Below are 19,478 nucleotides of genomic sequence, written 5' to 3'. Positions count from 1 at the left end.
GGATGGCGGTGCTTACCACTCGATGGCTTGCACCTCTTCAATACTGGTTGCGGCGTTGATCCTGGCGATCAGGTCGGCGTACTTCTGCTGCGCGGCGACGCGGTGGGTCAGCCAGTCGGCGTTGACTTGCTGGATTTGTGCGGCCGCGTGCGCGGTGAAGGACCAGGCATCGTTGTTGGCGCACCAGATGGGTGTTGTCCAGTTTGACGGTGCGACAGCCGAGGCGCTGACGGCGCTTTGGAGGTTGCGTTGGTCGTCGTCTTGGGATGGGTACGTGTGGGGCGTGCCGAGTGCGGATGAGGTGAAGCCGGTGATGAGAGCGGCGACGCAAGCGGTACTGACCTTCGTAGCTTGCTGCGCTTTTTCTTGTACCAGCAGCGCCTCGGTAGTCGGTGGTAACGGTGCGACCAAAGCGCCGTTGACCACCGTGTAGCCGGGCTGGTTGATGCAGGCGAGCCACTCGTCTTGCGTGATTTCGATGACGTTGGTCATGCCATCGGGGACGGGGCTGTCGATGTTGTCGTAGTAGCCGATGATGCGGCCTTGGGGGTCATATGCTGCGAATTTGCGAGTCATGTCTTCAGTATCCAATTGCGATCCAATGAGTCGAAACCGTAACGGTCGACCGGCTGGTGAAGCTTGATGGTCCATTAATCCAACAAGCCACGGCTGCGACCAAGCCGCTGCCCACTGTGTAGTCGCCCGCGAAAGCAACAGAAGCAAATTTGTTCGGGAAGGTGATCGGCAACGTCACTGTCATGTCGGTGGATGCAGAGCCATTCGCATACCCCCATTGGATGATCAAACCGCTTGGCAGCTTCTGGTAACCGCTTGACTGCAATGAGTTCGAAAAAAGATTCGACGTCCGCAGCGTCTCAGTCCCGAGGTGGCCGCGCCAAATACCTCCGTCGTTCACAAGCAGAACATCGCAACCGGCCCCCAGGGTATAGCTCGTATAGGCGCCAGAGTTATTGAATGCAATAGTGTCATTGGAGCCTTGGCGTTGAATCACAGCATTCGTGACCGCCGGACTGGCGGAAACAAAAATCACTGCCCCTTTGGGAACACTGGAACACAATGGAAGTGTTGCAATTGCGCCGGCACCAAGCTCGATACGCTTACCCACATCGGCCAGCGTCAGGGTGAAAACGCCCGTCGCGGCAACGCCGCGGTCCCCAGAGAAGCTACCCAGCGCTTGCTGGACAAACGCCGTCGTAGCCAACTTCCCACTGCTATCAAACTGCGGCGGCGTCACCCCAGTCGTCAACGTCTGCCCGGCACTCACCCACCCGTTCACCCCATTCGATACAAACTGCACCGCCTCACCCGGATTCAACGTGAGGCTGTTGGCGCTGCTGCCCTGGCCGAACGCGAGCGTATCGGCGCCATTGCGCGTGACGGCGGTTGAGCCGCTGGCCTGCATGTAGGTCACGCAGATGCTCGTGCCGTTCGGGCAGTTGGCGGCGGGCGGCAGCGTCATGGTTTGGCCGGTGGCCGTGACATTAACCAGTGCGCCAAGCGCCGCCGTGGTGAGCGTGCTCGATGCGGCGACGTTCTGGATGCTGGAATAGCGCTCGCCGATCGCCGCCAGAAAGCCACCCGTCGGTGCCGTCGGCACATTGGGATACGGGACGATGCTGGCGTTGGTGACCGTGCTCTGGCCGTTGGCAACTGTGATAACGGCCAACCCTACGTAGCCCGCGGTTACTGCCGGCGTTGTCTGCGTGCCGGTGGCTGCGGCGGTGCCGGCCACAAGCTGCAACGACACCTGCCCCGCCCGCGTCGTCGGCTGCGCGTTGCCACTGCCGCCCGGCCCGTTGAATGCCTGCGACGGGTTCGCGCTGTTGTAGTACGGCAGCACGACGTTGTTGACGTCGTTCTCAAGGTAAGCCGCCTGGATCAGGTAGTTCTGGCTGTGGCCGGACGTGGCAGGTGCCGTGAGGGTAAAAGACTGCGCATCCAGCAAGATGCCTTGCTTCAGGATGCTGTGCGCAGTGTCTTGCGGCAGCGCGCTGTACAGCGTGCCGTCCACATTGGCGAGCTGGTAGATCTGCCCCGGGTTGATGGTCACGCTCATCGACGCGGGCGTGGTGGGCACGCAGCCGAGGCCCGAGATGACGGTAGACGTGCCGAACAGATCGGCGCAGAGCTTTGCCAGCGCGATCATGGTCTGCCGGTTTGTGTTCAGCAGGTCCGTGGTTTGCGGCACCTGGCCGCTGTAGACAATCTGACGATCCAAGACTGTTCTCCAAAAGAAAAGCCCGGCGTCTTGCCGGGCTGTCGGTGGTAAGGAAAGCGCGTGGGTCCGCGCCTAGGAACTGATGCGCGTCCAGATGATGGAAGCGGCGGGCCGCACCGATTCGATGGCGGCGTAGATGTCGGCGTCGGACACAGTGTTGCTGCTCATCGACGTATCGACGTATTCGCCTTGCGAGGGCGCGCTGTAGCCTGTGGTGACGATGCTGTAGCCGGCCACGTTCGGGATGCCACTGCCAAGCGGGCGATACGCCTGCACAAACGCCTGATACGTCAGCGAGACCTGCCCGTAAGCGCCGGCCATGCCGTAGCCGCTGTTCGGCGCATCGTAGGCGCCACAGTCTGCGGGGCGGCTTGGTTCGATGATTGTCGGGGCACGTCCGGTCAGGTCGGTCAGCACGCGAATGATGGCGCCGCGCGTGCCGCGTTCACGAAACAGGTTGGCGACGATGTTTGCGCGAAACGATGCGTCGGATTGCCCGGTCCTGCGCTGGATCGACAAGCCAAAGAAATCCGCTGCAATCATGTCGAGCCAGCCGTCAGTGGCGGTCAGGATGCGCGTCTGCTGCTTCGCATAGGCATACAGCCCGTAGACGTAAGCGCCGCTGTACGCGAGGCCCTGCAGCAACCCGTTGAGGATGGGCGACTGCGCCACATCGCCGAACCAGCGCGGCAGATACCCTCGTATACGCGTGAAGATGTCTTGTTGGTCACCGGTTGCCATTACGTCACCGTGATGGAGTTGGTTGTGGCTTTGATGACCTGCAGGCTTGTGGCCGGCAAATCCGCTGTGCTGCCGTTGAGCAAAGTGCCCGTGACGTTGGTCACCGCCGGCGACGCGTCATACGCCACCTGCGCCAGCCGCGAATACGTCAATGCCGTGCCGAGCGGCAGGCTGTTGATGTAGCTCAGCAAGGCCGCCTGCACTTGCAACGCGACGGCCTGGTGCGTGTAGCCCGCAGCGGTGGCGATGCTCATGGAGACGGTAGCGTTGACGACGACCGGCCCATACACATAGAACGTGCTCGTCACTGGGCGCACGGCATCCACGGCGTTGCTCACGCTGGCAAGCAGCGTTGATGTGGGCGCGCCCGTACCGTCATCCACGATCACGATGAAAGTGCCGTTCTGCTGCAACCCGGCGTAGGTCTGGTTCTCCAGAATCACGTACGTCAGCCCCTGCTTCACGCTGGCGATGGCCGAGCCGATGGCCGTTCTGGTGGCCTTCGACAGACTCGCAACATAAGCAATGAAGCGTGATCGGAATGCCGTATCGGGCTCGGCATCCGCGCCGTTGACGAACGCCGCCGTATTGCTGACTGTGTCCACGCCCGGGATGGCACCCACGATGGTGGACACAGCGCCCGCCACTGCATTGCCCGCCGCGCCTGGCGTGACCGCTTGCACTGGCACGCTCACGCTGGCCGTACCGGCTGCAATCACATAGCCCCCCAGCGCGGCGCTATAGGCAGGATTGGTCGTATCGACCACCACGTTGAACTGCTGCGTGCCATCGCCGGTCTGCGCCACGGCTGTCAGCGGCACCAGCACCTGCTGCGTGACCGTGAAGCGTGAGAACGTAACGCTGCCCGTGGCCGGCACCGCGGCCAGGCGTGCCAAGCCGAAATCGGCCATCCACGTATCGAGATCGGCGCCGCTCGAGGTTGCCGCTCGAGTGATCGCCAGCACCTGCAGGATCAACCCTTGCAGCCACACCGTGACCGCCGCGTTGGCTTCAACGACGGCGCGCAGCACCGATCCGACGGTCAGGTCGACAAGCACCTTGGCGTAGCCCTGAATGGCCGCCACCTGGTTACGCACGAGCGTCACCCAGTCTTGCGTCTGAATGGACATATCACTTGCTCACATTGAATTGAAGGGACACCGGCTCACGTGTGACTGCGCTGCTGTACAGAATGCGCACGCTCACACCACCGGTGATGGCCGCGACATCCACCTGCGGCTCGGGCTCTTGCGCAACGCCGGCTTCCTGCAGCATTTGCGAGCGAATCAGCCCGCGCAGCGCTGGCACGTCCAGCGTTTCACCGATCTTCTGCGGCAGGCCGGCGCCGTAGTCGGTGTGAAAGATGTAGTCGCCAGGGTTGGTGACGAGGCGCCGCACGATGCGTTGCTGCGTTCGCAGGTCTGCACTGGCCAGACCCAGATCGCCGGTGGGCGACACCATGATGTCGCCGCCCACCCAGTGGTTCGCGTCGTTCAGAAGTTGCTGCGTCATGCCACGCTCCCTGTGTTGCTGGACCCGGACTGCACGCCCGTATGGCGGTGTGTGTCGTCGATCCGGTGGCCATTCGCCGAAACCTGGCCGCTGAACTGCGTATTGCCGCTGATGCTCATCGAGTTGCCCGTGCCGTTGTTGCCCGACACCGCCATGCCCGCCTGGCCCGTGATGGTTTGCGTAACCACCAGCGCACCGTCGATCTGCACAGGCCCCGTGTGGTTCCACTGCGGCGCCTGGGTGGTGAGCGTGCCTGCGCTGATGAGCGTGACCGTGCCGTCGTTGTGGAATTGCAGCTTGGAGCCCGACGCGTGTGTCAGGAAGAACTCGCCCGACTGCGCGCCGGTCGGCCGCGCCTGATCGCTGAACAAACGCGCGCAGATGTAGCCGTTCTCGATGTCGCCGCCAAGAAACTGCACCTCCACCTGATCGCCCGGGCTGACCGGCGCATCGATGCCCCAGCCATTGCCGACCCAGGCAGAGGCAACGGGCATCCAGCCGGTCAGCGAGCGCGCTGGGTCGGCGGGGTCTTCAGGTTGGAGGCGTACGCGCGCAGAGGCCGTACCCGGGTCGTAGCTGGTAACGATGCCCATGCGGTTCTCGGCGCGATTGGACTGCGCCATCATCGCGGCGAGCACCATTTGGTTGCGAAGCTGTTGGATCATTTGCTCGTTCCCTTGTTGATGTTCTTGGCCGAGATGTCCATCACATAACCCTCGCTCAGGCTCATGCTGCGGGTGATGCTGTCGATGAGGTAGTCCTGGTCAAAACGGGTGCCGGTACCTGTCAGACGGAGGGTGTCGGTGGGCGTGAGGAGTTGGTCCGCTGGCAGACGGGCACGTAGCTTCATTTCGTGCTGCGCGACTTCGTCGTACTTCTGCTTGGCCAGACGCTTAACTCCGGCTTGGTCGAGTCCGTTGCGCTCGACGGTATGCGTCGGCTTCTGGCCCTGATCGCCACCTGGCGCATTGGTGTAGCGGGCGACGAATCGCTTACCCTGCTTCGCATTCCATGAGCGCGCTTCGACCGTGACGCCTTTTGCAACCGTCAGATCGCGCGAAAGCTGCAGGGTTGCCATGTTGGCCTCCGCGTTGCCCCTCTCATCGCGCCCCCACCGTAGCTCGTACGGTTCGGCTGCGGGCGCAGGACGCGGTTCGAAGTGCACCGTCTTGCCAGTCACGTAACAGATAAACCCTTCAGCCCGAGCGAGCGCGGCCAGCAAATCCCACTCGGTTTGCTGATGCGTCAGGCTTACGTTGTCACGTGCGTAGGCTTTACCGATGCTCTGCTTGGTGGCCGGACCTGCAACTTGCAGGCCATGCTCGGCTGCCAGCTTTGCTGCCACGCTTGAGGCGGTCAGATTCTGGAACTGCAACGTCACCTTCTCATCGATAAACAGCGCCGTCAGATCCCTGCCGCTCAGCGTGAGTTGAGCCGAAACCGGATCCAGTTCAACGCTGTCCACACGACCATGGATCAGACTTTCAAGTTCGGCCTCGTCGTACTGGCTGGGATTCGACGGAAAGCCAGCAAAGATCTCGACCAGCAATTCAAGCTGACTGGAGAACCAGTTCGCGTCGCGATCTGGCGGCAAGACAGCCGTTGCGAGAGTGACCTGGAATGTGTCCGCCTGCTCGTACGAATTGCTCAGGACCGACCAACTCACACACGCCGGAATGCGCTCGCCGCCCACCTTTACGATCGATCGCGGCTGCCGTACACCGGGTATCACGGGTAGCTTGTTCAGGCTCATAAGAAAAAAGCCCCGCATTGCGGGGCTGTCCGGTTAATGAAAGCGGCACGCTAGGGCTTCGGCAAGCCGCCGGCACTATCTTTGTTCGGTGGCACGATCAGGGTTTTTACACCTTGCACCAGGGGGTCCCACAAGAGATCTGGGTTGGCCCTGGCCAAGCTGGTCCAAGCCATTGCATCGTTATATTCCTTGGCTGCCATCTTCATCAGATCGCCGCCGACCGTCACCACGTGCTTGGCGCTCTTGTAGATCGACTCGATGTTCTTCTGCATGCGGCCGGCAACGCGGTCAAGCTGAACCAGCACCGGAAGGTTCAATGCGGAAGTCACCTGGCCAGCCAACTTTTCCACCTGCTGCGATACGGGGTTATTCGGCAAGATGCCGCCCAGCGTCGTGACCTGTTTCAGCATGGTGTTGGCTGATGCGATCAGGGCTTGAGCGCGATCACGCACCGCCGTCACTTGCTGCAGAACGCTGCTCAGGGTTGACTGCGCCGCGTTGGCAAAACTCGCTACGGTGTCGATCGCTGAATTGGCTGAACCGATCAGACCAGACAGCGTGCTATCGCCAATTGCACTGCCCATATCCGTCACGGCAGAGGCATCATTCTTGATCTGGCCATCGATGCTTTGGTCTGCGTCGTTGCCCGCAAACTTCGACAAATCACTGGCCACTTCGCATGTGATCTTGTAAGGGATCTTGTAAGAGCGCTGGAAGTCCGCGCGGAAGTCTCGGATAACGACGGCGTAGTAGATCTCGGACCACTGCAGCAGCAACGAAGCGCCGCGTTCACGCAGGTCATCCAGTGCTCTGGCGCGTGCGAGCGCATCCTTGCCAAGCAGCCAGCCGGACCATTCCACGGGCCCGCAGAACGCCCCCATCGAATCGATGACGCGCGTGCCACCCACCAAGTCATGCATGGCAAGTTTCTGCGTCCCTCCAAACGGGATACTTTCGGGTACTTCCAAATCTTTGAACTGGAAACTTCCGAGTTTGAGAGCGAAGTCGGGCATGTTCGATCAGAGTCCAGAGGGCATGAGGTTCATGCGAGAGTTGAAATCGCTTGCGCCAATCTGCGGGCGCGCCAGATTTGACTGGAGGTGGTCAAACACAACGTCAGCCAGCAGCCGACCGTCCCTCAGAACCAGCTTGATGTCGGAGCGCTGCTCGGGTTGTTGTGGCCCCGCAATAGAGCGTCTGAACCAGGCACGTCCCAACTCACCTGAATCCAGGCGCTCCCGCGCTCCTGCAGTTAGCTTCACGCCTCCACCGCTCTTCACCGAATCCAACTCGGCTTGCGTGTAACCGCCTGTGGCGACCAGCTTCGTTCTATCCACTCCAGTGATGAAGTCCCAAAGCTGGGACTTCTTGCCGCCTGTCATCGAGCGAATTGCCGAGTCCGCGGGGCCGCGGAGCGCGGTACCGATTCCCCAGCCGACCATACCGGCTCCGACGACGCGCGCAACAGGACCTGTCAGCAATCCTGCAGCCGCCCTTGTGAAGGACGAGCCAAGGAAACCACCTCCCGCCTCGCCACCCAATGTCGGCAAACTTGAAGCGGCCGATTTGATGAACTTCAACGCCGTGACAAACACCATGACGGCCGTTGTCACTCCCGGAAACTCCTGTGCAAGGTGCGTAATGTTGCCAATCAAGCCATTGAACTTCTCCAACCCCGCGATCGCCAACGGCAGGACATGTTCGCCAAGCGCGATATTGAGGTTCGTCTTCTTGGCTTCGTAGTCCTTGAGTTTCCCTTCGAACCCTTCGTTTTCCTTCTCGTAAAGCTTGACCGCGCCAGGTCCTTTCCGGGCATTCTCGAGATACAGCCCGGCTCGCTCCTTGTCACGCTGAAGCTGCTCCAGGATGTTCTTCTCGTCCTTCATGCCGAGCAGGCTGCCCAACTTGGTGTTGAGAGCATCTCCGCTAAATCCGCTTTTCTGCAGCGCCGGCACGATCACACTCGTCACGTACTGAAGCGGATTCTCGATGAAGGCTGGCGCGTCCGTCATACCGGTCGCATCCACACTGGTGATGCGCCCAGCCTTGTCGCGATGCACGCCCCTCGAGTCCAGCAGCTTGACACGCTCAAGCTCATGCGCGACCGTGGCCGGCATACTCCCTACCGCCCAGCCCTGGAGCGCAGACACGGCGTCAATGCCCGCCTTCGAGCCGCCATTGGCCTGCATGAACTGCTTCAGCCCGAAGGCCGCAGCCTCAGACGGCTTCAGTGCGCCGGACACCTTGCCTCCCTGCATCGCCTCAAGGTAGTCCTTCGGTAGCACACCGCCGCCACTGGCCATCGCCGTATTGACGAGCATGTTGAAGGTCTCTTCCACCTTCTTCGTATCGATCTTGCCGTCTCCGCCGATCACGCCGTCGCGCATCTGTGCAACCTTGAGCGCAGAGAGCGCCATGCTGTCCAGTTGCGTGCCGTCCTTCACGCCGGTTGCCGCGCCAAAGGCCGTCCTAGCCTGGGCCAGCAGTTTCGTCACATCCTGCGCCTGGGTCGAATTCTGCAGAATGGTCTGCGCCCCGCCAAACAGCTGCCCAACATCGGTGAGCGACATGCCCTTGATGTCCAGCCCTCTGAGGAACTTCTCGTTCGCCGTTGCGGCGCCAGGGTCAAAGCGGCTGATACGCTCGAGCGCAGCGTGGCACTTCGATGCGGCGTCCACCTGCTTGTCCCACATGTGAACAGCTTCGTTGCCCGCCTTGAACAAGCCGGTGCCGAACTCGGTCAGCTTCTTGACCTTCTCCAGCCGGGTCTCCAGCTTCTCCGCGCTCTTGTTGACGGATTCGAACTGCGCGGCGATCGCCAGCAACCCACGCGAAACGTTATCCACCAGCGCAATCTGTATCCCAATCTTGTAAGCATCGAGGCTCATAGGAATCCTTGTTCGTCTGTTGAGGCCACCGATCTCACGTGTGCGCGTTTGCGGTGGGATCGATCGGGCGGCCCTCCAGCGCCGCCGTCACCGCATCGCCCACGCTCTTTTGCACCGCGTCGGCGTGCTCGTTCGCCACCACACCCAGGAAGGGGTGCGGTGGCGTCTGCGCACTGCCTAGCTCCAGAACGACAGCCTGGTTTGCGTTGGAGCCGATGGCCGCCTCCAACCCTTTGACTTCGCTGCCGATGGAGTCACGCAGCGCATTCACGCGCGCCGCCTCGGTCATGCCAGCGGCCGCCGCACTCTCCACAGCCTTGGCGCGGGCCGCCGCCTCCATTGCCGCAACGGCTGCAGCCAGCCCCTGCGACAACGCCTCCGGCACCCGCGCCTCCAAATCGGTCAGGCGACGCGCCATCTCAGTCGACGAGAGGTTCATTCGCGCTCCTTGAAAGACATCGTCCTCAGGTCGAACTCCGCGCCATGGAACTCGCTGCATTTGATGGCCATCGCCTGCCGCATGGTGTCGTCCAGTGAAAACGCCACGTCGAACGGAACACCGTTATGCACGAGCCACATCGCCTCGTGAAACGGGCCGTTCGTCAGGAGTTTTTTAGCTCGGACTCCGACGTGGCAACGTTGAGGAAGCTGGCCGCCACACCGCGCTGCGCGGCTTCGTTGCCTTCTTCGCCCAGGCGTTGATACAGCGCACGCAACTGGGCTTCCGAGGCAGGCGTCGGCACCGGATCACCATCGATCGCGCTGACGAACTTCAGGTGCGCGACCTCGGCCAGGTAGAGCATGTTCAGCTCGCTGCCGCCCGCGGCCTTGGCAAAGTCCAGATTGGCCAGCGGGCTGGGCTTGCGCAGCGTGATCTTGCGGCCCAGTGCATCGTCGACCACCGCTTCTTTCGCAGCGGCCTTGATGATCTGTTCAGACGGAGTGATGGTCACGTTGGTCATCAGGACACCTTGATGCGGCGCGAGGCCACGAAGTTGACGGATTGCTTGATAGTGGCATCGCCCGCGCGGGTGCCGGCATCGGCCAGCGTCATGAGGACGCCGTCATAGCGGAACTGCGAGACCGAGCCATTGGCTTCCTGAATCGTTTCGTAGATCTGCGCGGGAGCTTCGTTCACGCCTGCGTAGTAGCCCGCTTCGAGTTGCGCGAAGTAGTTGTCGAGCGTGGCGTCCTGGCGCTCCACATCGAACGACCCTGACCAGCCGTCGAAGAAGCGCACGTGGTCGGTAATACCGTCCAGGCGCTTGACACGCACGTCGGTCACGTCCTGCTTGCTCTTGAAAGCCGTGATCTTGTTCGGTTGCAGCGCGCCGCTTGCGGTCTGGATGACCAGAGTGTAGTCGCGGCCGACGGAGTAGCCTTGAATCGGCATAACGTTCTCCAAAAGAAAATGCCTCGTGTTATGCGAGGTCAGAAGGTTGATTGACAGGTGTCAGGTGGATTACTGATTCGCGGTCGAAGTGCGGATCACCGTGGCTTGCGAGCCTTCCACGTTCACCAGGAACTTCTCGATGACCGACAGGTAGACCACCTTCACGTCGGCCTGCATGTAGCCCAGCGCCACGCGGTTCATGGGGTTGTTGTTCGCATCGATCTGCACCGAGAACGCCGGGCCGCCATTGACCGCGCCGATCATCCCTTGCTGCTCCATCGAGCTGAGGAAGTTCGACAGCGTGGCCGCTGCCTGCGCGCGCACCGTGGCCGACTGCAACTGGCCCACGTACTTGCCCATGCCGGCGTTGATCGTGCTGGCGATGTAGTTGGTCATGCGCGTGTAGTTGTCGCCCTGTGTGAGTGCGTTCGAGCTGGTGTTGTGCCCGGCGCGGCAACCGAAGTACGCGCCGCCCGGCACCGGATTCGTCACCACATCGATGCCCGCCTGGATCAGTGCCTGCAACTCGGCCGAGCTGTAGCTCTGGTTCGCGAACGTCTTCTGCGTGCCCACCACGCCGTAGATCTGCTTGTTCAGGCTGCTGTTCTGCGGGGACAGGTTCGCCAGCAGGCCTGCGACAAACCCTTGCGGCGACACCAGGCGCGTCACACCGTTGACGGTATCGAGCCAGTAAACCCAATCGCCAAACAGCAGCTTGAAGGCGTACGAATCAATGCCGGCGGTGCTCTTGGCAGTCACGGCGTTGGCGATGGTGTCGCCGCTCGGGCCCGTACCGATCATGTAAATGCCCTCGGACAGACCAAACGCCACCTGCGTCGGCCAGGTCGTCGCATCGGTGCAGTCGGCCAGCATGGCGATCGACACGCCTTGGTTGCGCAGCGCGTACATGCCTTTGCGCGGCACGGTGTCCTGGCCGAGCAGGACAGAGCCGGTGATGGTGGCCGCGCCATCGGTACCGCCCGCCAGTTGCAGCGTGGCGGCCGTCGGTGCGGTCGTGCTCGCGCCTGCGGTGGCAGTGATGATTTGCGAAGCGCCGCGCATCACGCTGACGCCGTTGTTGATGGCGTTGGCGATCGCCACCCACAGCGCATTGCCGGTCTGGCCTGCACCGATGTTGTCGAACACTTCCGGCGCCAGCGTGGGCGCGGCTACGGTCACTTTCCACGTGTTGGCTGCCGAGCCTGCCGACAGCGCCACCGTGACGGTGTTGCCCAGCGAGCCCGTGTACTTGGCGGTGAACGTCACGCCGTTGGTCTGGGCGACCACCGTGGCAGCGGTGTCGGTGCCGTCGGTCACGCGCACGCAGCGGAAGTTGTTGGCGCCCTGTTGCACTGCCACAGCCACGGCAGTGCCCATGTCGTAGGTGCGGTTCTGGATCGCGCCGAACGTCTGCGCATACATGGCCATGTTGCCGATCAGTGTCGGCGAGTTGACGGGGCCCCAGGTGGCCGTGCCGACCACGCCGAGCACGTTGGTGGGAACGCCGTTGAGCAGGGTGACCTGCGGCGGAACAATCTGGACGTACAGGTCCGGAACGATGAGTGCAGTGGTATTGATGCTGCCCTGCTGGACGATCGGCATGCGTGCCTCCAAGTGAGAAAACAAAATGGCCGCACAAAGGCGGCCGGCAATAAGAAACCGCCCGAATGATTAGGGGCGGCGCGGTTGGTTGACTTCGATTACTGCACGATGGTCCGAACAGGAAACTGTGCGTCCATCGAGGCACCGGCCGTCACGTTCTCCACCCCCGTCGCAATCTGGTAGGCCGCGTCGGTCACGATGGTTGCGTACTCCACGGCGTACCGCAGGTCACGCCGGTAGATGCCATTGGTCAGATCGTCATGCTGATGGCCGCGCTTGTAGCGCAGCGCGGCGCCCTGGTCGGGCAACGTCAAGCGCACGATGCCCGAGAGCACCGAATCGACCTTGCCGGCAATGACGTCGCGCGGCGCGCCGCCATTCGCCCACGTCGAGATCAGGAACGTGCGCTCTTGCCTGCGCGTCTCGCGCTGCACGGTCCCGATGCCACCCACGCGCGGCGAGATATACGTCGCGTTCGGAATGGTGATCGACGTGCCAGCAGCCGTTGCCGGTTGATCGACCGCCACCAGCGCAGCGAGCGCCGCCGCGATGCTGGCCGGCGTATCGCTGGCCTGCGCGGCGTAGGCATACGCCCGGCCATCCACGAGCAGCACAACGTTCTGCGGCGCGCTGACGGTGCCGTTCACCATGACGGTTTGTGCGGTTACGCTCAAGGCCAGCGTGTTGGCCGGCGGTGTGGCCACGGTCCAGTCGGAGAACGCGGTGTTCGCATGCCGTTGATGGCTCGTGATCGGAAAGACCGAGACGTGCGCCTTGTTGGCCTGCAGGTCGGTCTTCAGTTGCGTCATGTTGGGCCAGCCGCTGTAGACCACCACCGGATTGCCCGTGATCGACGGCTGGCTGATTCCGTTCGGATAAACCACGCCGGTGACGAGCGTGACGAGTGCATTGGAAACATCGGAGAGATCTGCCATAAGACAAGCGCCTTCATCGATGCGCGCAGGAATGCGTGATCGATCGAGTGAGTTGCATCCAGGTTTGAAACGGCCCCGATCGGATCGGTCACGGTGCAGTGACGTCGAGGCAGGTGTTGCGTGCAAGTGCATCAGTGAGCAAAGCGGAGAAACAAAAAAGCCCGCTGGGTGGCGGGCTTTTCTTCGCTACGTCTGCGCTTCGTCTGGGTAAGTCAATGCACCCCAGTGGGGTGCATGTCTCGGTCTGAACCGGTTACGCCGCGAGGGCAATCGAACATCTGGGAAACAGAATACGAAGGGGATATAAACCGTGCAAGGGGGCTGAAGAAAAAAACAAAAAATTTTCAGGCGGCCATCGGAGCCGCCGCTGCGGCCTTGGCTGCAGCATGCACGGCCTTCGCCATCTGCGCGCGAGCGACCTCCGAATCGATGACGTGCGACATGATCGACTGCGCCTTCGCAAGCCGCACCTTCCAGTGCTTAAGCGTATGCGGCGACGCGCCGTACTTGCGCACGAGAATGCGGCACACCATCTCTGCCGGCATGCGATGCACGTAGTGATACTGCAGCAAGCGCTTTGCTACAGGGTCAGCAATTTTCTGCCAGGCGTGCTCCACCAGCCAGCCGTCGTTCACATCGATGCTGACAATGGCCTGCGGCGCGCCGCTTTCCGCATCGCGCATGGCGACGGCCAGGCGTGCCCACGATGCACAGTACTGCGGTTGCCAGCTTGGGTCGCGCACCACGCGACTCCAGTTCTCCAGACGGTCCTCAATACCCATGTCCCTTGTCCTCGTATGTTCGTTGCTTGTTGATGCCGATATCGAGTTGCGTCACTCGCCTGTCTTGATCACTCAAGACAGCGCGAAAGCGCGACGGCGCCAGCGCCTATTGAAAGACGCGCACCTGCGCGGGCACCGCGCGCACCGATTGCACCCAGCGGCCTGTGACGCCGCACTTGCGCTCCTCATCCAGCTCCAGCCGCTTAGCGGCGATCAATTCGCTGCGGCGCGCAGAGACGCTCGACTTTTCAATGCGCAGCGCCTGCGCGATTTCGGCAATCGTGGCGGTGCCGCTGCGTGCCACGTAATCGGCAATGCGGTCGCACTGCAGCTTGGCCGTGGACGTGGTGCGGCCACGTCGAAAAACATCCATCGAAGTTTGGGTGACAGTCATGGAAAAAGCCTCCAGTCGGCGCGGGGTGGCGCGCGGATTGAACAAGATTCGGATCGGCTGCGGTGCCTCCAGCGAGCGGGAAGCCGGTCGATGCAGAGAAGTTTAGATTGTTCTAAACTGTTGCGTCAAGACACTTCTAATACACAAATTAGAAATTTCTTGCTCTAATGCGACCCATGGACATCTACGACAACCGCCGCCAGTGGCTGACCTACTGGATCCAGACCCTCGTCAACGGAGACCGCTCGGCGTTCGAGCGTCTGTACGGGTATTCGCGTTCGCAGGTGGCACAGTTTCTCTCGCGCACCTACCAGGATGGTCGCAGCATCGGTGACATTGCCGCGCGCCGTCTTGAGAAGAAGCTGGGGTTTGCCGACCGTGTGATGGACACGCCCTTCTCCGATGCCGTCGCTCAAGCTGCCGGCGGCAGCGCCGGCGACGTGGTGCGCACGAGCGCCGGCGCTTCGGCGCACAGCAAAGGCTTTCCCGCACGCCCCATCACCACGTACAACAGCCTGGACGAACTGCCGGCCGAGACGACGATCCTGATTACGCATGTCGACGTGGCGCTTTCAGCCGGCAACGGGCGCGAAACGTGGCACGTTGAAGAGAAAGAACCCCTGCCGTTCCAGGCCGATTACGTCCGCCGGCTGGACGCCAGTCCCAAACACCTGGTGGCGGTGAAGGTGCGTGGCGACAGCATGGAGCCGCGTCTTTTTGATGACGACACGGTGGTGGTCGACAAGGCTGATCGGCGCATCCCCACGGGCGGCGGCGTGTTCGCGCTGGTGTATTGCGGCGAGATGCTGGTGAAGCGGTTGTTCCGCCTACCCGACGGCTCGATCCGGGTGGTCAGCGACAACAAGGAGAAGCACGATCCGTTCATCGTGGCACCCGAGCAGCTCGAACACATCGACATTGTCGGCCGGGTCAAGTACCGGTCAGGCATGGGCGATTTCTGAGCGCGCACAGAGCATCGACTTCTCAACACACAAACCCGCTTCGGCGGGTTTTTTCGTGCCAAAGCGCAACATTCTAAACAGTAATGCTTAGACGTTTCTTGACATAAAATTAGAAACATCTAAAATACTGACATGCGATGCGCTCAAAACAATGTCGCAGGGAGAAGGAAAGATGGTCAGCACTGCCTCGAACAAAAATAGGGCATGGCTCCCGGTAGCGTGAACCGCCACCTCCGGCGTCGCGTCTGGCCGCGGGGCCGGCAGGTCGATCTGGTGATCATGGTGGCGCTGTTTTGCGCGGCGTTGCGCGAGCTCGGGCACCTGCTCTGACACGGAGACCTTCATGAAGCACGAACCGAACGCCGGTCCAAGGCCTGCAACCAGCGGCAACGCGGCCTTCGTCGACTGGCTGCTCGTCATCGGGATGGGGCTATTTGCCGGCGGCGCGATGTATCTGGCCGTGCTCGTGCGTACCACTTACTAAACGTGCCGCGCTCAAACCAACTTAACGCGAACTGAATGACTGAAACTGAAACACTGAACCGTATTCTTGAAGCGACCCGCAAGGCATGGGGCCTGCCGGCCATGCGATGCGGCGCCGCCTCACTCACCTCACAAGGCCCGCTGCATCAGCAAACAATCCAGCCAGCGCCCAAACTTGTAGCCCACCGCCTCCAACACGCCCACTTCCCGAAACCCGCAGCGCGCGTGCAACTTGGCTGACCCCGGATTTTCGCGGCCGCCGCCCACCACCGCCACCATCTGCTTGAAGCCGCGCGCTTGGCATTCGCGGATGAGCGCCTCCAGCAGCAACGTCCCAACGCCCCGCCCTTGCGCTGCGGTGTCGAGATAGATGGAGTCTTCCACCGTGTGGCGATACGCGGGCCGGGCGCGATGCGGGCCGGCGTACGCATAGCCGAGCAGCACGCCGTCGGCTTCAGCCACAACGTATGGCATGCCGGCATCCTGCAGTGCGTGAAAGCGGCGCGTCATCTCGGCCAGATCAGGAGCGTCGATCTCAAAGCTGGCGGTACCGGTCTGCACGTGGTGTGCGTAGATGCCGACGATGGTCGGCAAATCCGCCACGGTAGCCGGACGAATAGCGATGGCACCCGATTCGTGCACGGAAGCGGCAACGTCGATGGGCATTGCAGAAGACATGGCGGCAGGTTTCAGGAGCGGTATGAAGCGTTCATTGTCACGCCAATTCCACACGAACCGCATATCGTCGAGCGCATTCCGGTGACATGGCTATCGGGCGGCGCCGGAATGCGGTAACTTGGCAGACGCTTTCGCCCCCGCCCGCCGCGCCCTTCCTGCCATGCATGACCTGTTTCCCCTGATCGCCGAATACGGCGCGTTTGCCGTATTCCTGAATGTGCTGCTGACGCAAGCCGGTGCGCCGCTGCCTGCCGTGCCGACGCTGCTGGTGGCCGGTGCGCTTACGTTCCATGGACCGCTCCACCTGATGGAGCTGGCGCCTGCCGCCGTGTCCGGTGCACTCCTGGGCGACGGCCTGTGGTACTTCGCAGGCAAGCGCTATGGCCGGCACGTCATGGCACTCCTGTGCCGCGTCTCGCTATCGCCCGATTCGTGCGTGCGACGCACGCGCACGCAGTTCGAGCGCTGGGGCGCGCCGATGCTGCTCATTGCGAAATTCGTTCCGGGTTTGTCGACGATATCGTCTGCGCTGCTGGGCACGATGCGCACGCCGTTCAGCACGTTTGCGCTGTACAACCTGGTGGGCTCGGCAGTTTGGGCAACCCTCTGGCTGATGCTGGGCCGCGTGGCGCATGACAGCATCGACCAGGCGCTGCACCAGCTCGACCAACTCGGCACGCGAGCCGTACTGCTGATCGCGTTGCTTGCAGCGGTGTATGTGGCTGCGCGCTGGCTGCAGCGCTGGCGCTTTCGCAAGATGCTGGAGATGGCGCGCATCTCGCCCGATGAGCTGCATGCATTGATCGAATCGGGCGCGGCTCCTGTCATCATCGACGTGCGCGCCGACAGCTCGCGCATGCTGCAGCCGCAACGCATTCCGGGGGCGATGCTGTACGACATGTCCGCCAGCCACCGCGCGATCGAGATCGATGGCCCCGACCGCGAGATCATCATCTACTGCGCCTGCCCCAACGAGGCGTCTGCCGTGATGGTGGCGCGCACGCTGATGGGACGCGGCTTCAAGCGCGTGCGTCCGCTGCATGGCGGTATCGATGCGTGGGTGGCACGCGGCTACGGCGTGGAGCACGTGGTGTCGGTCACGCCCGCCACACTGGCAACGGCCGAGGCAGGCGCCTGAGGCATCCGCCATGCGCTCGGCTCTAGAACGGCGCTGGCGCACAAAAACAAAAAGCGCACCTCGCGGTGCGCTCTCCCGTAAGTACGGCAAACATGCGGTGCGCCAGCCCCCCGGCTCGGACACCCCGCATCGGTCCGTGTGCATCCGTCCGAGGACGGATGTGGCGAAATGATCCCCGTTTGATCCCTTCTTCGCCAGTCGGACTTGACCCCCTTGTTATTCATTTGCAACGCTGCCGCGCCAAACCTGTGCGCGGCGTGCTCGCGTGGTTATTTCCCGTCCTTCTTTCGTTGCCTTGCGGCTGGCCATTTATGCATGGCATTCCTGCGTACTAACGGCCGGCCGGCCTCAAACTTTAGGCGCCGCCGGTCATCGTCAGGCGAATGTATCGATCGCACCTTCGTGGCTGGACACACGGCGCGGCGTCACCGTCAGCGTATCGGTGCGGTCTTGCGAGCCGCCGTTGCCATACCGGCTGCCGCTGCCACCGTTGCCCGGACCGCCGCCCTGGTTTTGCGCCGACGAGCCTTGCGATGCGCTCTGCTGCTGGCTGAAGTCGCCCGTGCTGACGGACGTTTGCGCAAGCTGCATCCCGCCTTGCTGCATGGCGTCGCGCAGGCGCGGCATGGCGTCCTGCACGAGTTCGGCCACGGCTTGGTGCTGGCAGACAAAGCTCGCGTTGACAGCGCCGTTGTCGACTTCCAGCTTGACGTGCATGCCGCCCAGCTCGGCCGGATTCAACTGCAGCTCGGCTGATGATTGGCGATGCACTTGCATAAAGGCGAGCTGACTGGCCATGCTCTGCGGCCATGCAGCATCGCCAAAGGTGGGCAGCGTGTGGACTTGCTGCGGCGTGATCGCTGCCCCTGCCGCAGCGCCTGCGTTGGCGCCGCCCACCGCAAAGGTCGGTGCGGCCATACTCGCGTCGCCATTGGCGCGCGACAGCACGCCTTGAAACTGCATACCGTTGCCCTGCGCATTGGCTTGCGTGCCGGCGTTATCCGAATTGCCAGTGTTACCGCCATTGCTGGCGTGGCTGGTGGCATCGGTCACGGCGGCGGGCGTTTGCGCGGTGGCGTTGTGTGCACTCAGATCGCTGCGACGCGGCAGGCCGCGGTCGGTATCTGCGCCTTTTGCAGGCGACGTGCTGCCGAGTTGGCGCACGGCGGCCGGCGTGTTGTCGGCAACGGCGCGCGTGCGGGCCATGGTCTGAGCCAGCGTGCCGCTGTCGGGCAGTGCAGTGGCAGGTGGCGTCGGCGTGTTTGCGGCGTTGGCTTTGGCGTCCTTGGCGGCGGGCAAACCAGCTTGGCCGACCTGTGCCGTCGTGGCCGGGTCTGCGGCGTCCTGCGTCCCGTTGGCAGCCGCAGTTGCGGCGGCCAGTGCCGCGGCGTCAGTTGAGGACGATTTGCCAGCAGCCGGCGTCGTCGCGTCGGCATCGGCGTTGGTATTCGATTGGGCTGCGGGCTGGGCAAGCGGCTGTTGCGCGGCTGCGGCCTGCTGCGCAGCCTGGCGGGCGGCCTCGATCTGCGCCGCCAGTTGTGCAGCCGGATCGACCACGGCCTGCTGCGCAGCGGTATCGAGATCCTTGGCGTTGGCAGGCTGCGCCGGCTTGGCGTTGGCCGTATCGACGGTGCCGCTGGCCGGCGTGGTAACAGCTTGCGCCGGGGTGTTGGCATCGGCCGGTTTCGCATCCTGATCGTTGCGCGCGGCGCCGGTGCGTGCGACATCCTTGCGGGCGATATCGGCACGGCGGCTGGCATCGTCGGCGGCGGATTGTGCATCGGCGCGACGGCGCGCGGCGTCCTGAGCCAGGCGGTCCGACAACAGGTTGCCGAACGTATCGGTGCCCGACGAGGAGGCCTGTGTCTTGTCGGCGGCGGCAGCATTGCCGGCCGACAGCATGGCGCCCAGGTCCTTGGCAGCGGTGTTGGGGGTGGCACTCAAACCCACGTTGACTCCATCTTGCGACTGCGTGTTC

23 protein-coding genes are annotated in these 19,478 nt (G+C 62.6%); 3 read left to right on the top strand and 20 right to left on the bottom strand.

The features are described from left to right. Positions 1-12: 12 nt before the first annotated feature. The 17 genes from ACCD03_RS18600 to ACCD03_RS18520 form a co-directional block, all read right to left on the bottom strand. On the bottom strand, positions 13-591 hold the full coding sequence (locus ACCD03_RS18600; protein WP_413412504.1) for a hypothetical protein: 579 nt from the start codon (positions 589-591) through the stop codon (positions 13-15). Beyond that, the gene (locus tag ACCD03_RS18595) at positions 581-2,167 is read right to left on the bottom strand and encodes a hypothetical protein (RefSeq protein ID WP_413412503.1); all 1,587 of its coding nucleotides are present in this window, start codon (positions 2,165-2,167) and stop codon (positions 581-583) included. The genes ACCD03_RS18600 and ACCD03_RS18595 overlap by 11 nt, the downstream gene beginning before the upstream one ends. 144 nt (positions 2,168-2,311) lie before the next feature. After that, complete coding sequence (locus tag ACCD03_RS18590; RefSeq protein WP_413412502.1) at positions 2,312-2,980, bottom strand: hypothetical protein; 669 nt, start codon at positions 2,978-2,980, stop codon at positions 2,312-2,314. Continuing rightward, entirely contained in the window at positions 2,980-4,110 is a 1,131-nt protein-coding gene (locus tag ACCD03_RS18585) for a baseplate J/gp47 family protein (RefSeq protein ID WP_413412501.1), read from the bottom strand. The genes ACCD03_RS18590 and ACCD03_RS18585 overlap by 1 nt, the downstream gene beginning before the upstream one ends. Before the next feature lies 1 nt (position 4,111). After that, the gene (locus ACCD03_RS18580) at positions 4,112-4,492 is read right to left on the bottom strand and encodes a phage tail protein (RefSeq protein ID WP_413412500.1); all 381 of its coding nucleotides are present in this window, start codon (positions 4,490-4,492) and stop codon (positions 4,112-4,114) included. Continuing rightward, a complete protein-coding gene (locus ACCD03_RS18575; protein ID WP_252693789.1) occupies positions 4,489-5,157 on the bottom strand; it encodes a phage baseplate assembly protein V in 669 nt (222 codons plus the stop codon). Before ACCD03_RS18575 ends, ACCD03_RS18580 begins: the two co-directional genes overlap by 4 nt. Beyond that, positions 5,154-6,245 (bottom strand): phage late control D family protein, encoded by a 1,092-nt coding sequence (locus ACCD03_RS18570; protein ID WP_325651225.1) that lies wholly within the window; start codon positions 6,243-6,245, stop codon positions 5,154-5,156. The genes ACCD03_RS18575 and ACCD03_RS18570 overlap by 4 nt, the downstream gene beginning before the upstream one ends. Positions 6,246-6,295: 50 nt before the next feature. Then, complete coding sequence (locus ACCD03_RS18565; protein WP_413412499.1) at positions 6,296-7,258, bottom strand: hypothetical protein; 963 nt, start codon at positions 7,256-7,258, stop codon at positions 6,296-6,298. A 6-nt stretch (positions 7,259-7,264) separates the two neighbouring features. Beyond that, positions 7,265-9,133: a hypothetical protein gene (locus ACCD03_RS18560; RefSeq protein WP_413412498.1), complete on the bottom strand. Its 1,869-nt coding sequence runs from the start codon at positions 9,131-9,133 to the stop codon at positions 7,265-7,267. 34 nt (positions 9,134-9,167) lie between these two features. Next, on the bottom strand, positions 9,168-9,572 hold the full coding sequence (locus ACCD03_RS18555; RefSeq protein ID WP_413412497.1) for a hypothetical protein: 405 nt from the start codon (positions 9,570-9,572) through the stop codon (positions 9,168-9,170). Next, positions 9,569-9,703, bottom strand: coding sequence for a hypothetical protein (locus ACCD03_RS18550; protein WP_260773752.1), 135 nt, complete (start codon positions 9,701-9,703; stop codon positions 9,569-9,571). The genes ACCD03_RS18555 and ACCD03_RS18550 overlap by 4 nt, the downstream gene beginning before the upstream one ends. Positions 9,704-9,735: 32 nt before the next feature. After that, positions 9,736-10,095 carry a hypothetical protein gene (locus tag ACCD03_RS18545; RefSeq protein WP_260773614.1) on the bottom strand — a complete coding sequence of 120 codons (360 nt, stop codon included), beginning with the start codon at positions 10,093-10,095 and terminating at the stop codon, positions 9,736-9,738. Further along, positions 10,095-10,526, bottom strand: a complete 432-nt coding sequence (locus tag ACCD03_RS18540; protein ID WP_325651235.1) for a hypothetical protein — start codon at positions 10,524-10,526, stop codon at positions 10,095-10,097. Before ACCD03_RS18540 ends, ACCD03_RS18545 begins: the two co-directional genes overlap by 1 nt. A gap of 69 nt (positions 10,527-10,595) precedes the next feature. Continuing rightward, a complete protein-coding gene (locus ACCD03_RS18535) occupies positions 10,596-12,128 on the bottom strand; it encodes a phage tail protein (protein ID WP_325651237.1) in 1,533 nt (510 codons plus the stop codon). Positions 12,129-12,226: 98 nt separating this feature from the next. Continuing rightward, a complete protein-coding gene (locus ACCD03_RS18530) occupies positions 12,227-13,063 on the bottom strand; it encodes a hypothetical protein (RefSeq protein WP_413412496.1) in 837 nt (278 codons plus the stop codon). 344 nt (positions 13,064-13,407) lie between these two features. Beyond that, positions 13,408-13,845 carry a hypothetical protein gene (locus tag ACCD03_RS18525; RefSeq protein ID WP_325651240.1) on the bottom strand — a complete coding sequence of 146 codons (438 nt, stop codon included), beginning with the start codon at positions 13,843-13,845 and terminating at the stop codon, positions 13,408-13,410. A gap of 106 nt (positions 13,846-13,951) precedes the next feature. Next, positions 13,952-14,239, bottom strand: a complete 288-nt coding sequence (locus ACCD03_RS18520; protein WP_325651242.1) for a hypothetical protein — start codon at positions 14,237-14,239, stop codon at positions 13,952-13,954. Between the two features lie 176 nt (positions 14,240-14,415). Between ACCD03_RS18520 and ACCD03_RS18515 the strand changes: the two genes are divergently transcribed. Continuing rightward, the gene (locus ACCD03_RS18515) at positions 14,416-15,201 is read left to right on the top strand and encodes a helix-turn-helix transcriptional regulator (protein WP_413412495.1); all 786 of its coding nucleotides are present in this window, start codon (positions 14,416-14,418) and stop codon (positions 15,199-15,201) included. An 87-nt stretch (positions 15,202-15,288) separates the two neighbouring features. On the opposite strand, the gene ACCD03_RS18510 is transcribed toward ACCD03_RS18515, so the two are convergent. Beyond that, entirely contained in the window at positions 15,289-15,546 is a 258-nt protein-coding gene (locus ACCD03_RS18510; RefSeq protein ID WP_413412494.1) for a hypothetical protein, read from the bottom strand. On the opposite strand from ACCD03_RS18510, the gene ACCD03_RS18505 reads away from it, so the two are divergent. Further along, positions 15,545-15,685, top strand: a complete 141-nt coding sequence (locus ACCD03_RS18505) for a hypothetical protein (RefSeq protein ID WP_413412493.1) — start codon at positions 15,545-15,547, stop codon at positions 15,683-15,685. The two genes, ACCD03_RS18510 and ACCD03_RS18505, sit on opposite strands and share 2 nt — an antisense overlap. A 128-nt stretch (positions 15,686-15,813) precedes the next feature. Here ACCD03_RS18505 and ACCD03_RS18500 read toward each other — a convergent pair whose 3' ends face one another. Continuing rightward, positions 15,814-16,362 carry an N-acetyltransferase family protein gene (locus tag ACCD03_RS18500; RefSeq protein ID WP_413412492.1) on the bottom strand — a complete coding sequence of 183 codons (549 nt, stop codon included), beginning with the start codon at positions 16,360-16,362 and terminating at the stop codon, positions 15,814-15,816. 160 nt (positions 16,363-16,522) lie between these two features. Between ACCD03_RS18500 and ACCD03_RS18495 the strand changes: the two genes are divergently transcribed. Continuing rightward, positions 16,523-17,500 (top strand): DedA family protein/thiosulfate sulfurtransferase GlpE, encoded by a 978-nt coding sequence (locus tag ACCD03_RS18495; protein ID WP_316676604.1) that lies wholly within the window; start codon positions 16,523-16,525, stop codon positions 17,498-17,500. A 375-nt stretch (positions 17,501-17,875) separates the two neighbouring features. On the opposite strand, the gene ACCD03_RS18490 is transcribed toward ACCD03_RS18495, so the two are convergent. After that, positions 17,876-19,450, bottom strand: coding sequence for a flagellar hook-length control protein FliK (locus ACCD03_RS18490; RefSeq protein WP_413412491.1), 1,575 nt, complete (start codon positions 19,448-19,450; stop codon positions 17,876-17,878). Between the last annotated feature and the right edge of the window lie 28 nt (positions 19,451-19,478).

Origin of the sequence: Ralstonia sp. Ralssp135, from assembly GCF_047304345.1 — a bacterium.
Lineage (GTDB): Bacteria > Pseudomonadota > Gammaproteobacteria > Burkholderiales > Burkholderiaceae > Ralstonia > Ralstonia chuxiongensis.
This window is presented reverse-complemented; position numbering and strand designations above follow the sequence as displayed.

Excerpts from the sequence above, each read along its gene's own strand:
- ACCD03_RS18595 (WP_413412503.1), bottom strand. The coding sequence starts at position 2,167 with ATGATCGCGCTGGCAAAGCTCTGCGCCGATCTGTTCGGCACGTCTACC.
- ACCD03_RS18590 (WP_413412502.1), bottom strand. The coding sequence starts at position 2,980 with ATGGCAACCGGTGACCAACAAGACATCTTCACGCGTATACGAGGGTAT.
- ACCD03_RS18585 (WP_413412501.1), bottom strand. The coding sequence starts at position 4,110 with ATGTCCATTCAGACGCAAGACTGGGTGACGCTCGTGCGTAACCAGGTG.
- ACCD03_RS18580 (WP_413412500.1), bottom strand. The coding sequence starts at position 4,492 with ATGACGCAGCAACTTCTGAACGACGCGAACCACTGGGTGGGCGGCGAC.
- ACCD03_RS18575 (WP_252693789.1), bottom strand. The coding sequence starts at position 5,157 with ATGATCCAACAGCTTCGCAACCAAATGGTGCTCGCCGCGATGATGGCG.
- ACCD03_RS18570 (WP_325651225.1), bottom strand. The coding sequence starts at position 6,245 with ATGAGCCTGAACAAGCTACCCGTGATACCCGGTGTACGGCAGCCGCGA.
- ACCD03_RS18565 (WP_413412499.1), bottom strand. The coding sequence starts at position 7,258 with ATGCCCGACTTCGCTCTCAAACTCGGAAGTTTCCAGTTCAAAGATTTG.
- ACCD03_RS18560 (WP_413412498.1), bottom strand. The coding sequence starts at position 9,133 with ATGAGCCTCGATGCTTACAAGATTGGGATACAGATTGCGCTGGTGGAT.
- ACCD03_RS18555 (WP_413412497.1), bottom strand. The coding sequence starts at position 9,572 with ATGAACCTCTCGTCGACTGAGATGGCGCGTCGCCTGACCGATTTGGAG.
- ACCD03_RS18545 (WP_260773614.1), bottom strand. The coding sequence starts at position 10,095 with ATGACCAACGTGACCATCACTCCGTCTGAACAGATCATCAAGGCCGCT.
- ACCD03_RS18540 (WP_325651235.1), bottom strand. The coding sequence starts at position 10,526 with ATGCCGATTCAAGGCTACTCCGTCGGCCGCGACTACACTCTGGTCATC.
- ACCD03_RS18535 (WP_325651237.1), bottom strand. The coding sequence starts at position 12,128 with ATGCCGATCGTCCAGCAGGGCAGCATCAATACCACTGCACTCATCGTT.
- ACCD03_RS18530 (WP_413412496.1), bottom strand. The coding sequence starts at position 13,063 with ATGGCAGATCTCTCCGATGTTTCCAATGCACTCGTCACGCTCGTCACC.
- ACCD03_RS18525 (WP_325651240.1), bottom strand. The coding sequence starts at position 13,845 with ATGGGTATTGAGGACCGTCTGGAGAACTGGAGTCGCGTGGTGCGCGAC.
- ACCD03_RS18520 (WP_325651242.1), bottom strand. The coding sequence starts at position 14,239 with ATGACTGTCACCCAAACTTCGATGGATGTTTTTCGACGTGGCCGCACC.
- ACCD03_RS18515 (WP_413412495.1), top strand. The coding sequence starts at position 14,416 with ATGGACATCTACGACAACCGCCGCCAGTGGCTGACCTACTGGATCCAG.
- ACCD03_RS18505 (WP_413412493.1), top strand. The coding sequence starts at position 15,545 with ATGAAGCACGAACCGAACGCCGGTCCAAGGCCTGCAACCAGCGGCAAC.
- ACCD03_RS18510 (WP_413412494.1), bottom strand. The coding sequence starts at position 15,546 with ATGAAGGTCTCCGTGTCAGAGCAGGTGCCCGAGCTCGCGCAACGCCGC.
- ACCD03_RS18500 (WP_413412492.1), bottom strand. The coding sequence starts at position 16,362 with ATGTCTTCTGCAATGCCCATCGACGTTGCCGCTTCCGTGCACGAATCG.
- ACCD03_RS18495 (WP_316676604.1), top strand. The coding sequence starts at position 16,523 with ATGCATGACCTGTTTCCCCTGATCGCCGAATACGGCGCGTTTGCCGTA.